Origin of the sequence: Neobacillus niacini (assembly GCF_023715785.1) — a bacterium.
GTDB classification, from domain to species: Bacteria; Bacillota; Bacilli; order Bacillales; family Cytobacillaceae; genus Neobacillus; species Neobacillus niacini_E.
In genome coordinates this window covers 82,622-95,938 of sequence record NZ_JAMBOX010000013.1, presented here as the reverse complement: position 1 = coordinate 95,938, position 13,317 = coordinate 82,622, and the positions used below count along the sequence as shown (strand labels likewise).

Sequence of the window (13,317 nt, the reverse complement as noted above, 5' to 3'; positions counted from 1 at the left end):
TTTAAAGTAAAACTGATTGAAACAAATTAATAATATGGCTTAAAGCCCCCTCCCTTGTCGGAGGGGGCTTTCCTTGTGGTTATACCATGTTTTCGGGTTTAATCCATTCATCAAATTGGTCTGCTGTCACATACCCGGTTTTAAGCGCCGCTTCTTTTAAGGTGCGATTTTCATTAAAAGCAAGCTTGGCGATTTCCGCCGCTTTTTCGTAGCCAATATAAGGATTTAATGCGGTTACTAGCATTAACGAGCGGTCTACATGCTGCTTGATGACTTCCAAATTCGCCTCTATTCCCACTGCGCATTTTTCATTAAAAGAGTGAATCCCATCCGTCAGTAGGCCAATCGTTTGAATCAAATTGTAAATAATCACCGGCTTAAACACATTTAATTCAAAGTTCCCTTGGCTTGCTGCGAATCCAATCGTCGCATCATTGCCAAATACCTGGCAGGCCACCATCGTTAATGCTTCACTTTGGGTTGGGTTTACTTTTCCCGGCATAATCGAACTGCCCGGTTCATTTGCGGGGATTGTCAATTCCCCAAACCCGCTTCTAGGTCCGCTGGCAAGCCACCGGATATCGTTGGCGATTTTCATCAAGTCGGCCGCCAGCGCCTTTAACGCACCATGGGTAAGCACAATTTCATCGTGGCTCGTCAACGCGTGAAATTTATTTTCCGACGGCCGGAATGGAAAACCGGTCAGTTCAGCAATCTGCTTGGCCGCTTCTATTGCAAATTGTGGACCGGCATTGATTCCTGTTCCAACAGCTGTCCCCCCTATGGCAAGGTCCAGCATGTAATCACTTGCAGCCGATATCATCTTCTCATTTTTCTCAAGCATAAACCTCCAGCCACTAATCTCTTGCCCTAGTGTTAATGGTGTTGCATCCTGAAGGTGAGTTCTTCCGATTTTCACGATTTGTGAAAAATCTTTTTCCTTTTCAAGCAATGTATTCTTTAGCTCCTTAATTGCAGGAAGAAGCTGTTCGGTCATTTTTTTGTATCCGGCAATGTGCATCGCTGTCGGGAATGTATCATTTGAGCTTTGTGACATGTTGACATCATCATTTGGATGAATCCGTTCCATTTGATTTTGTGCAGACAGCCACTCATTTGCCTGATTGGCGATTACCTCATTGACGTTCATATTTGATTGCGTCCCGCTGCCAGTCTGCCAAACAGACAGGGGAAAATGTTGATCATATTTTCCGGATAGTATATCATCACATACTTTTGTGATCGCAATCATTTTTGTTTCGCTTAACTTGTTTAACCGGAAGTTGACCATTGCAGCCGCTTTTTTTATGTACACCAAACCGTAGATCAGCTCTATTGGCATTACTTCACTGCCAATTTTAAAATTCTCCTTGCTCCGCTGCGTTTGTGCCCCCCAAAATTTATCGTGCGGAACACGAATCTCACCAAGCGTGTCTTTTTCAATACGGTAATTCTCCATATGGATACCACCTTCTTGTAGATTATCATTATACCCACATATTACCATACCATAGGAGAAGAAAAAACTGCAGACACCTTGTCTGCAGCTTACGCTTTAATAATGGTATAGCCGATAAAATAGGAAAGAATTAAGATACTGCCGATGATAAGGACTACTGAATAATCAGTCATGGTTTTCCCACCCCATAAAAAAATTTTGGTAAACATTTTTACCATAACACCGCCCTTCTTGTTTCGCAGTGATAAAAATAACACTTCACCCTCAAAGAAGTGAACAATTTATGAACAACAAGAAAAAGAACCCTAGAGTAAGGGTTCCCATTTCGTTTTTTTAACCGGCGAGGCCCTGGCCGCCCTGCTGCAGCTGATACATCTGATAATATTTTCCCTTGGCCGCCATCAATTCATCATGATTTCCCATTTCTACAATACTCCCCCGGTCCAGCACAAGAATTTGGTGTGCATTGCGGATTGTCGATAACCGGTGGGCAATGATAAATGTAGTTCTTCCTTTCATTAACACATCCATCGCTTCTTGAATCAGAGCTTCTGTTTCTGTATCAATGCTTGAGGTCGCTTCATCAAGAATCAGTATAGCCGGATTAAAGGCAAGCGCTCGAGCAAACGAAATCAATTGACGCTGCCCGCTTGATAACGTGCTGCCCTTTTCGATCACTGGTTCATCAAAACCATTTTCCAAATCCTTAAATACTTTCTCCGCACCGACATCCATCAGCGCCTTTTCCACCTTCTCAGGGGTGATCAATGGGTCATCGAGGCTGACATTCGAAGCGATGGTTCCGGAGAACAAATAAGGGTCCTGGAGCACAATCCCCATATGATCGCGAATCGTTTGCCTCGGAAAGCTTTTGATATCCTTGCCATCGATGAGGATTTTTCCTTTTTGGCAATCGTAAAACCGAAATAGCAAATTCATAATTGAGCTTTTCCCGGATCCGGTATGGCCGACTAAGGCTATGGTTTCTCCTGGCTTCGCTTGAAAATTGATATTGTTTAGAACATATTCCCCTTCCTTATAGCCAAACGAGACATTTTCAAACGCCACATTGCCTTTTATTCTTGGTATCCGCTCTTTGCTGACGTCTTCCCCTGCTTCATCCATCAACGTAAATACCCGTTCACCGGCGACCAGGGCCTGCTCAAGGTTGGCTAACTGGTTAACGATGCCCTGCACCGGCTGAAACAAACGGTTAACATAGTCTACAAATGCGTAGAGCATCCCCAGTGAGATCACGTTGGCTGGCAGAAGCGCTTGGGCTCCGAAATACCAGATAAACGCAACAAAGACCAAATTTCTGAGAATTCCTACAAGATTGTGACCAGTTAATGCATTTAAGTTTAACAGTTTATTCTGGTATTTAAAGTGACCATGGTTGAGATTTTCAAACTCTTCCTTTGTTTGTTTTTCACGATTAAAGGCCTGAATAATGCTCATCCCTTGAATTGATTCATTAATCATTGCATTGATATCACTGTTGCGTGAGCGGATGATTCGATTATATTTGGAGGCATATTTTCGGTAAACAATCATCCAGAGATACAGGAGCGGCAACAACAGCAAGCAAATCGCCGCTAATTTGGCATTTAAAATAAACAAAGCTACATAAATACCGGTGATATAAATGACACTGGTAAAAAAGGTTGCCAATACGGTAACATAGAGCTCGCGAATTGCCTCCGTGTCATTGGTAATCCTTGCGACCACCTTTCCGGCCGGCAAATTGTCAAAATACTGGATCGGCAGCCGTTGAATCTGGCCGAATACATCCTCGCGCATTTTCTGAATGATCCGGTTTGCCGATTTTTTCAACACAAATCGTTCGCCAAATTGGAAGATCGCCGAAACCACCAATAAGCCAAAATAGACAGCCAATAATTTGAGAATACGGGGAATTTCTGGCTGATAAAAAGCGAGCAGTTCTGGCCCTTTTAGGATTCGAGCCTTGTATTCTGCTTGTTCCGATCCCTTTTTAATGATCAGCGTTTCATTTCTTATGCTTCGCTTCCCATCAAATTGAATACCTTCATCAATAAACACAAATTTCATTCCTACTTGTTGGATACTGACTTGCTTCCCTTTTTGATCGATCTCTGACAGGTACTTTTCCCGTTTATAATACTTTCCGTTAAAATGCACCGCTTTTTGGCTCTTAGCTGTTTCATACCAGGTCGATTCGATTCCTAATATATGCTGGTCAATCACGCTTTTGGCGATAAACGGTCCAGCCAAATCGGTGACAACAGAGATAGTCAGCATAACCAATGCGGCTATTATCAATTTTTTATAGGCTAATGCGTAGTTTAATAACCGTCTTCCGGTGGTCATGCCGTTACCCCCTCTTTATTTTCTACTTGCTGGCGCAAAAATTGCTCCTGATACCAGCCCCCCTGTTCAAGGAGTTGTTCGTGTGTGCCTTCCTCAACAATCCGGCCGTCATCCAGGACCATGATGTGATCAGCATGTTGAACCGCTGACATTCGGTGGGTAGTTATAATGGTAGTTTTTCCTTTCCGCGCATCTCGGATATTATCGATAATTTGTTTCTCGGTTTTAGCATCCACCGCCGATAAGGAATCATCGAGAATTAGAATTTCCGGATTTTTTATTAAAGCGCGGGCAATGGAAATTCTTTGCTTTTGTCCTCCGGAAAGAGCAACCCCTTTTTCGCCGACAAGCGTTTCAAGCCCTTCCGGAAGCCTTTCCAAGTCTTTGCGAAATGCCGCTAGATCGATAGCTGTTTGCAGATCGCCCTCGGTAGCATCCTCGCAACCAAAGAGAATATTTTCTTTCACACTCCTTGAAAAAAGCACATGGTCCTGCGGGACATAGCCGATCCATCTGCGGACTTGTTCCAGGCTTTGTTGGTCCAGCGAGACATCGGCAATCGACAGTTTCCCTTCCCCAAGTGGGTACTGCCTCAATAATTGCTTAATGAATGTCGTTTTGCCGCATCCTGTCTTGCCGACGATGCCTAGGGTTTCGCCTTGGAGAAGCTTCACATTCACATTTTGCAGATTATCACTTTTCGAGGAGGGATAACGGAAGGTTACCCTTTGAAAGGTAATGTTTTCAGGGGTGAGTACCTGAACTGGCTCTGGAGGGCTCTTCACGTCCGCCTCATACGCCAAGGTTTCATTAACCCGGTCTAATGAAGCGTTCCCACGCTGCATTACATTGATTAATTCTCCGACAGCAAACATCGGCCAAATCAGCATCCCCAGATACACATTAAAGGAAACAAGATTTCCCAAAGTTATCACTTGATGGAACACTAGATAGGCTCCATACCCCAGGCCGATTAGATAACTGATACCGACCAGAATTTTTATAGTCGGATCAAATAAGGAGTCGATTTTTGCAACTTGAATGTTTTTTTGATAAACATCCTCAGTCAGCTGATGGAACCGTTGCATATCTGCTTTCTCCTGAACATAAGCGCGAACCACTCTAACTCCGGCAATCGACTCAAGAACACGGTCATTCAGCTCACCGAATGCATTCTGTGCCTCCATAAAACGGGCGTGAATTTTTTTTCCGTAAATTTGCATTAAAACGGCCATAATCGGCAGTGGGATAATTGCTGCCAGTGTCAACTTCCAACTGATGAGAAACCCCATCGTCAACAGCAATGTCAGCATCCAAACGCTGGAATCCACCAGTGTCAAAATGCCGAAACCTGCCGTCATCGAAATAGCCTTTAAATCGTTGGTGGCACGGGCCATTAAGTCACCAGTTCGATTTTTTTCATAAAAGCCCGGAGTCATTTTTAACAAATGGTTCATGAACCGTGAGCGCAGTTTTCGCTCTATCAGAAACGCGCCGCCAAATAGTTTATATTGCCAAACATAGGTAATCCCATAGGTTGAAACCATGATGCCGAGCAATATGCTCAGGTATTGGAGAATCTTTGATTTGGTCATGCCGCCGGCATGAATATCATCAATCGCCATCCCGATTAATTTTGGCGGGATCACCTCTAGAATTCCAACGAATATTAATAGAAATATGGCAACTGCATAACGCTGCCAATTTTCTTTAAAAAACCAACTTAATTTTTTTAATACTGAAAACATCGATGTCTTCCCCCTTTTGTAAGTCTGCTAGCCGCCTTCGAAATCACCTTCATTGTGTGCGATCCTGATTTCCATAAACGTTAACATTTTCGTTCCTCCTTTTTTGGGACAAAAATAAGGCATACCGCAGTATTGTGCAGTATGCCCCTTTTTAAAAATAGAGACAAAAAAACACAGATCACGAGTCAAAAGATCACGCAACCAGTGTTGTTTGTTTTATTCAACTAAAAAGAAATTATTGCAGGACAGGTTACGTGAGGGTATTTAGTTGTGATAGTAACTGTATTTACCTTAGTCATTTCGTAACCCTCCATTTCCTTTTTTTTCTTCCTTTGTTAGAGTATCACTCGCCAATTTAGATGTCAATTCCCAAATTTCAGAAACTTTAATGATTACTCGGCCCAGACCGCAGTACCATAGGCAATTATTTCAGACGCCCCTTGCATGACCGAGCTTGACTGCAGTCTCATCCCGACAATGGCATTGGCACCTGAATCCCTCGCCTCGTCAACCATACGGTCAATCGCTTTTTGTCTAGCCTCATTTAACATGTCCGTATATTCCCTTATTTCCCCGCCGACAATCGTCTTCAACCCGGCTAATAAATCCTTGCCAATATGCTTTGACTGAACCGTACTTCCCTTCACAAACCCGATTAACTCCTTAATTTCCTTGCCGGGGATGTAATCCGTGGTAACAATAATCATCACGAGCACCTCTCTTCTGGTTAACTACTATTATTTTACTTTTTTACGGGATGGTTTAATATCTTTTATTTTTACAAATGTTAACATAATTTTCATTTATCCAGGGGTTGTTGACCTGAATTTTCTGTAAAATTAAATATAGTAGAAAATAAAGGACGGTGGCTTATGCTTAAAAAATCTCGACAGATACCAAAGGACTTGCGCAAAATGAGGATTTTAAATGCACGGATGAGCCTGTTGGAGCAAGACAAGCGGAACTATTATGCTGCAGAAAAAGGCTATGAAGGTGAAGTAAGATTCGATGAATTAACTGCCAGGATTGAGAATCAATGTTATATCATTAATGGTTTGCTCCTTAAGCTTGGCAGCAAGTATTTCCAAATTGACACGGTGCTTATCTACCAGCGAAAAATCTATCTTATTGATGTAAAGAATTTCGAAGGCGAATATATTTATGAGCCTAAGAAACTAAAGACTATGGCTGGGAAAGAAATAGATGACCCTTTAATCCAGTTGCAACGTTGTGAATCATTGTTTCGCCAGTTACTGCAACAATATGGGTTAAATTTCCACATCGAGGCCATACTAGTTTATATCAACCCCGATTTCACCTTATATCAAGCTCCTCCAAATGATTCTGTTATTCTTCCATCAAAACTTAAAAGCTTTATGAAAAAATTGAATACAGAATTCTCCACATTAACAAAAGGCCATGAGAATCTCGCCAATCTGTTAATTTCGCTTGATTTAGGAGATTACCCTTATTCAAACTATCCTGCTTATACCTATGAGGGGTTACAAAAAGGAATCATTAGTTCTTCGTCTCATAAACTTTCTACTTTTTTGCGTAGCAATAAAATTGTTTGTCGGGATAGCGGTGTGGAGGAATCGGTTGAATCTGCAGTTTTGAGGAGTGTCGAGGAATTGATGTTGCTTTTTCCCGATCTAAAAGTGACTACGAATCTGGTGTTTGAATGGTGTGGGATGATTGTCCCTAAGAAAACAATTAGACAGATTCTGTTAAAAAATTATCAATTAACCGGTTATGGAAGATGGACGTTTTTTACAAAAAAGGAGTAATGCTATAATTGTAGGAATAGCGAAGGGGGAATAGAAGGGGTTGATATAGCTACTACGTGACCAATTTTTCTTTTTTCTTGCCATTTTGGGCACGTAGAAACCCGCTACGTGACCAATTTTTCTTTTTTCTTGCCATTTTGGGCACGTAGAAGCCCGCTACGTGACCAATTTCTCCTTTGTCCAGCCATTTTGGGCACGTAGAAACCCGCTACGTGACCAATTTCTCCTTTGTCCAACCATTTTGGGCACGTAGAAGCCCGCTACGTGACCAATTTCTCCTTTGTCCAGCCATTTTGGGCACGTAGAAACCCGCTACGTGACCAATTTCTCCTTTGTCCAACCATTTTGGGCACGTAGAAACCCGCTACGTGACCAATTTTTCCTTTGCCCAAGCATTTTGGGCATGTAGAAGCCCGCTACGTGACCAATTTCTCCTTTGTCCAGCCATTTTGGGCATGTAGAAACCCGCTACGTGACCAATTTCTCCTTTGTCCAACCATTTTGGGCACGTAGAAACCCGCTACGTGACCAATTTCTCCTTTGTCCAACCATTTTGGGCACGTAGAACACAGCTAAGTGACCAATTTCTCTTTTTCACCGCCTCGGGAACATAGAACTCCTATCAGCACAAATAATCACACCAAAAAGCACAGGGGCTAATTCGCACCCTGTGCCTAAACTACTCAATCCTTATCCTTACCTTTTCCGTTGCCTTTTCCGTTGCCCTTTCCTTTATCCTTCCGCTTCTTTTCCCATTTTTCTTTTTGTTTGTTCCACTTTTCTTCCCATTTGTGGATTTCGTTGTCAAAATTCTTTTGGAAATTCTCATACAACTTTTCTTGTTCGCGTTTTTCAATCAACTCACCGACATGGGGCACTTCAAATTTCTCAACTGGCGTATTTGCCAGTGCTTCCTTCATCGTTTCCCGGAATACGGCAGCGGCACCGGCATCACTGGTTGGTGTTAGAAAATGCGTTGCATCAGTTTTGTCGTAACCAACCCAGATGGCGCCGACCAATTGAGGCGTGAAGCCGACAAACCATTGATCCTTGACGCCATTTACCCCCTTGATCGGGACCTGGGTGGAGCCAGTTTTTCCTGCCGTTTCGCGGCCGGGAATTTGTGCAGCCTTTCCCGTACCGTGTTCGACAACTCCGAGCAGCATCGTCGTCATATTGTCAGTGACCGCTTTTGTTGTGACTCTTTCCTTTTTCGCTTTCCACTCCGAAATAATTTTTCCGTCACGGTCAACGATTTTCGTAATCGCATGTGCTTCAATCCGAACCCCATTGTTCGGAAACACGGAAAACGCCTCGGCCATATCAATGGGGGCAATTCCTTTATGCAAGCCGCCGAGTGCCATCGCCAGGTTTTTATCCTCTTTCGCCAATTGGAATCCAAACCTTTCGACAGAATTGACCCCTTTTCCAAGGCCGATTTCATTTAAAAGCCACACCGCTGAAGTATTTTTCGATTCCATGACCGCCTCATACATCGGCACTTCTCCCTCGTATTGGGAATTATGATTTTTCGGCTGGTAATTACCATACTTCATCTGCTCATCCTTCAGCATATCAGTAAGCTGCCAGCCTTCTTCCAATGCTGGCACATAAACTGCCAATGGCTTAAACGAAGACCCCGGCTGTGTTTTCAATTGAACGGCACGGTTATAGCCCATAAACGTATGGTCTCCCCGGCCGCCGACAAGCGCCCTTACCCCACCCGTTTTCGGATCTACCAGGACACCGCCGCTTTGGACAAGCCGGTCTGCTCCCTTTGGAAATAATGCGTCATTTTGGTACGTCTTCTCCATTGCAGCCTGCATGACCGGATCAAGCTCGGTATAAATTTGGTACCCGCCTGTCAGCAATTCATCCTGGGAAAGCCCGTACTTGTTAATGGCTTCATATAATACCCCATCCACATAATATGGAAATTTTCCACGAAACGGATCGCCGCCTTTATCGTTCAGCACGACTTTTTCCCGTCTTGCCCCTTCGTACTCAGCAGTGGAAATGTACCCATGATTTTTCATTTGCAATAAAACAATGTTGCGCCTGTCTATTGCCTTATTCATATGATGATACGGGTTTAATGCAGAAGGCGCCTTGATTAGCCCGGCTAGCAATGCAGATTCACCAATGGACAGGTCCTGAACGTCCTTCCCGAAATATTTGCTGGCGGCCTGCTTGATCCCCCAGGCCCCGTTTCCGAAGTAAATTTGGTTAACATACATTTGCAGAATTTCCTGTTTGGAATATTCCCGTTCAACGGCCAATGCCAAAAAGACCTCCTGCATTTTTCGCGTCACAGTTTTTTGCGAAGTGAGCAGTGTATTTTTAATTAACTGCTGGGTGATGGTGCTTCCGCCTTCGACCATCGCACCTGCTTTAATATCGCGAACTAGCGCCCGTGATGTGCCAATTACATCAACACCATTATGACGGTAAAAGCGGTGGTCCTCAATGGCAATCACGGCATTTATCATCGAATTGGGGACTTCTTTAATCGGTACCCCTTCATTTTTATTGGCGGACACCTTGCTGGCTATGTTCCCACCCGCATCGTAAAATACAGTCGGCTGCGGCAGTTCATTTTTTAAGCCAGAAATATCGGCGCCCTTGGAAAAATAATGCAAGGCTCCAAAAAACAATAAAATAAGTATTAATCCAGTTAGCAAAATAATCTGAAGCACATGCCATTTTTTCAAATTCTTTAAAAATCCCATCATTCTACCTCCGAAGATGCGTAAATACCAAAAAAGATAGATCGGTAGTTATAACAGGTATAATATTCGGTGACTTCGGCCGTTTTATGACCAAAACGCGCCAAAAATAAAAAGACAGGAACTCGTCCCATCTTTATTTCCTAAACTTCCGTAGTCAATTCCTTAAAGCGGTGTTTGGAAAGTTTCTCATCAAAGCTTGAGAAAATCCGGTAATTTCTTTCATCTAGGATTCGGTAATGCTTACTAAGGACGTTTTGCTGCAGAATAAATCCCTTTTTCCGCTGAATGACCCGCCACCAAATCCGGCCGCCAAGCGTTTTGGTTTTCCGAACATCAATGCCTTCCCGGGCGACAGTTTCCAATACTTCCAATGGTTCGTTCCCAAATAAAAATTGGACGGTTTCCGTTTCGCGGAATAAGGCGCAGATGGAAACGACCGTAGACCAGTTGGCAAGCAATCTTCCTTTTTCAATTTGGACAAGTGTTTTTTTTGATACACCGATGATGTCTGCCATTTTATCCTGCGTGTAACCTGCTTCAGTTCGGATTAATCGGAGTTTTTCCGAAACACTCCTGATAATTTCATCCCTGGTCATCTTAAGCCCTTCCTTCACTAGCTTCTAGTGAAATTTTACACTACCCTCTCTTGATTTAAAAGCAATAACCCTATAAAAATGTAAAAAAACTGCTATCTGGTACAATAGCAGTTTAATCCGTTTTATTTCATTTCAGACGGGATGCCGCACCCACTTGAACATGACTTTTTCAAATCACAGGCAGCGCATTTGCCTTTTTTAGATTTATTGATAAATTTCACCATTGCCCAAGCGGCATAACCAAATATCGCAGTCCCAATCACGATGCTGGCAACCATTTGCCTCCACTCCCTTTACTTTTAGCTTAATCCAAACAACCTTCCGCCCTGATAGATGATCAATGAAAGAACATAAGCAATGGCAAGAGCATAGCCGATTGAAAAGGCCGTCCATTTTTTTGACCCGGTTTCTTTAAAAATCGTTGCAACCGTCGCAAGACATGGAATGTACAGTAAAATAAATACCATAAAGCTGTAGGCTGCTAGCGGCGAGTAATAGTCTGCCAGCAATCCTTGCAGGCTGGCATCATTCGGAACAAAATATATGATGTTCATCGTCGAAATGATTGCTTCCTTTGCAAGGAAACCGGTAATTAACGAAGCGGCTGCCTGCCAGGTGCCAAATCCGATTGGCTCCAATATAGGGGCAATCGCGCCTCCAATTGCCGCTAAAAAGCTGTCATCCATCTCCACTTTTAATCCATTAGGGCCTGCGTAAGACAAAAGCCAGATGAACACAGAGCCGGCAAAAATAAACGTTCCCGCTTTCCGGACGAAGCCTTTTCCTTTATCCCAGGTGCTTCTCCATAGCGACTGGAATTGAGGCAGCCGGTATGGCGGCAGTTCAATCACGAATAACGAAGTTTCTGATTTTACTAAAGTCGAAGAAAAGATTTTTGCCAAGGTAAGCGCAACAACGATGCCCAGCACATACAGGCTGAGAACAATGAAGGCTTTATGGCCGGCAAAAAACGCTCCGACAAACAAAGCATAAACCGGAAGCCGTGCCGAACATGACATGAGCGGTGTCAACAAAATCGTTAACAGCCGTTCCCGCGGTGTTTCAATGGTTCTTGCGGCCATGATCCCCGGTACGTTACAGCCAAAGCCGATCATCATCGGAATGAACGCTTTTCCGTTCAATCCTACAGATTCCATAATTCTGTCCATGACCAGTGCAACCCGGGCCATGTATCCGGAATCCTCCAGCAATGAAATAAAGAAGAAAAGAATAAAGATTTGCGGAACAAACACGAGAACCCCGCCAACTCCTGCTACCAAGCCCTCAAGAACTAACGCTTGAATAAAATCAGACGCGTTGACAGCAGTTAAAGCTGTTTCAAACCAGTTTGTCACTGGTCCGGTCAACAAACCATCCAACAGTCCTGATAAAGGCGTTCCCAGCCAATCAAATGTCAGCATGAACATGAGGTACATGAACAGCAAGAAAATCGGCATACCCAAATATTTATTTGTTACAATGGCATCGACTTTTTCAGACAGTGGAATGACGGCATCCTGTTTGATCGCGACATCAGCAGCAATTTTCTCAATCGCTTCTTTTCTTTTTAAATAAATAAAGTTTGCCATTGATTTTGCATCAAAGCGTTTTAATAACTCATCCGCCAATGTTGCAGCAATTGCTGACAGTTTTTGCTTGTCGGCGATGGATTCCAAGTAATCCTTAACATAGACGTTTCCTTCAAAATACTGAATGGCAAGCCAGCGCTGCGAACGATCGGTTTTTCCGGAAATCTCTCGGGAAAGTTCCGTAATGGCCGACTCCACCTCTTTGCCATAATAAACAAGGTTCTTACTGACAGGTTTAAGCGACTTTGTCGAAATGACATCAACCAACTTGTCGCAACCCTTGCCGCTTCTGGCCACAACCGGAACAACCGGCACGCCAAGAATGTCAGACAACTTGTTCACGTCGATATGAATTCCTCGCTTGTTGGCGACATCCATCATATTCAAGCCGATTAAAACAGGCCGATCGTATTCAAGCAATTGCAGAGTCAAATGCAAATTTCGTTTTAATTGTGACGCATCCAAAATATTAAGCAAACGGTCAACCGGTTCATTTAAAAAGAACAAAGTAACAACGCCTTCATCTCGAGACAGAGGGTTAAGCGTATAAACCCCAGGCAAATCAATCAGATGACCAATATTATTTTTAAAGACCCCGACCTTTTTTTCAACCGTAACTCCGCTCCAGTTGCCGACGTACTCATAGGATCCTGTTAGATTATTAAACAACGATGTCTTCCCGGTATTCGGGTTACCTATAAGAGCGATTTCCATTATACCCTCACCACTTCAATCTGAACCGCTTCCTTGCGGCGAATTCCAACACATTGGCCGCATGATTCAATCATAATTGGGCCGCCAAATGGCATGACACATTTCACACACACCTCAGACCCTTCGGTGATTCCCAAATCCAGTAGTCGTCTTTGGACAAGGTGGCTTACATGAGAAATATCGATAATTTTTCCTTTATCCCCAGCTTTTAATGTACCAAACATGACGTTATCACCCAATCTGTATTAATTGAGAATGATTCTCTTTCTTATATAGTCATTATAACTCTTTTTTTTGAGTTTTGAAGTGGTATTTTTGACAATTGTTCGAAAAAAAAAAGAAAAGC

The 13,317-nt window shown here is 43.2% G+C and carries 11 protein-coding genes; 1 reads left to right on the top strand and 10 read right to left on the bottom strand.

Annotated elements, in window-relative coordinates:
• Positions 1-79: 79 nt before the first annotated feature.
• The 5 genes from fumC to M3234_RS20745 all read right to left on the bottom strand — a co-directional run bounded on the left by fumC (position 80) and on the right by M3234_RS20745 (position 6,263).
• Positions 80-1,459, bottom strand: coding sequence for a class II fumarate hydratase (gene fumC, locus M3234_RS20760; RefSeq protein WP_262306536.1), 1,380 nt, complete (start codon positions 1,457-1,459; stop codon positions 80-82).
• Positions 1,460-1,548: 89 nt separating this feature from the next.
• Entirely contained in the window at positions 1,549-1,677 is a 129-nt protein-coding gene (locus tag M3234_RS29365) for a hypothetical protein (RefSeq protein WP_285858569.1), read from the bottom strand.
• A gap of 115 nt (positions 1,678-1,792) precedes the next feature.
• A complete protein-coding gene (locus tag M3234_RS20755) occupies positions 1,793-3,808 on the bottom strand; it encodes an ABC transporter ATP-binding protein (RefSeq protein ID WP_262306535.1) in 2,016 nt (671 codons plus the stop codon).
• Entirely contained in the window at positions 3,805-5,556 is a 1,752-nt protein-coding gene (locus M3234_RS20750) for an ABC transporter ATP-binding protein (RefSeq protein ID WP_262306534.1), read from the bottom strand. The genes M3234_RS20755 and M3234_RS20750 overlap by 4 nt, the downstream gene beginning before the upstream one ends.
• A gap of 392 nt (positions 5,557-5,948) precedes the next feature.
• On the bottom strand, positions 5,949-6,263 hold the full coding sequence (locus tag M3234_RS20745) for a YbjQ family protein (RefSeq protein ID WP_066316687.1): 315 nt from the start codon (positions 6,261-6,263) through the stop codon (positions 5,949-5,951).
• A gap of 165 nt (positions 6,264-6,428) precedes the next feature.
• Here M3234_RS20745 and M3234_RS20740 point away from each other — a divergent pair, with 165 nt between their 5' ends.
• Positions 6,429-7,343 carry a nuclease-related domain-containing protein gene (locus tag M3234_RS20740; RefSeq protein ID WP_262306533.1) on the top strand — a complete coding sequence of 305 codons (915 nt, stop codon included), beginning with the start codon at positions 6,429-6,431 and terminating at the stop codon, positions 7,341-7,343.
• Positions 7,344-8,026: 683 nt separating this feature from the next.
• On the opposite strand, the gene M3234_RS20735 is transcribed toward M3234_RS20740, so the two are convergent.
• The 5 genes from M3234_RS20735 to M3234_RS20715 all read right to left on the bottom strand — a co-directional run bounded on the left by M3234_RS20735 (position 8,027) and on the right by M3234_RS20715 (position 13,195).
• Entirely contained in the window at positions 8,027-10,075 is a 2,049-nt protein-coding gene (locus M3234_RS20735; protein ID WP_262306532.1) for a transglycosylase domain-containing protein, read from the bottom strand.
• Between the two features lie 137 nt (positions 10,076-10,212).
• The gene (locus M3234_RS20730) at positions 10,213-10,668 is read right to left on the bottom strand and encodes a helix-turn-helix transcriptional regulator (RefSeq protein ID WP_262306531.1); all 456 of its coding nucleotides are present in this window, start codon (positions 10,666-10,668) and stop codon (positions 10,213-10,215) included.
• 122 nt (positions 10,669-10,790) lie between these two features.
• Positions 10,791-10,946, bottom strand: coding sequence for a FeoB-associated Cys-rich membrane protein (locus tag M3234_RS20725; protein ID WP_262306530.1), 156 nt, complete (start codon positions 10,944-10,946; stop codon positions 10,791-10,793).
• A gap of 21 nt (positions 10,947-10,967) precedes the next feature.
• On the bottom strand, positions 10,968-12,971 hold the full coding sequence (feoB, locus tag M3234_RS20720; protein ID WP_262306529.1) for a ferrous iron transport protein B: 2,004 nt from the start codon (positions 12,969-12,971) through the stop codon (positions 10,968-10,970).
• The gene (locus M3234_RS20715) at positions 12,971-13,195 is read right to left on the bottom strand and encodes a FeoA family protein (RefSeq protein ID WP_066316654.1); all 225 of its coding nucleotides are present in this window, start codon (positions 13,193-13,195) and stop codon (positions 12,971-12,973) included. Before M3234_RS20715 ends, feoB begins: the two co-directional genes overlap by 1 nt.
• Positions 13,196-13,317 lie beyond the last annotated feature (122 nt).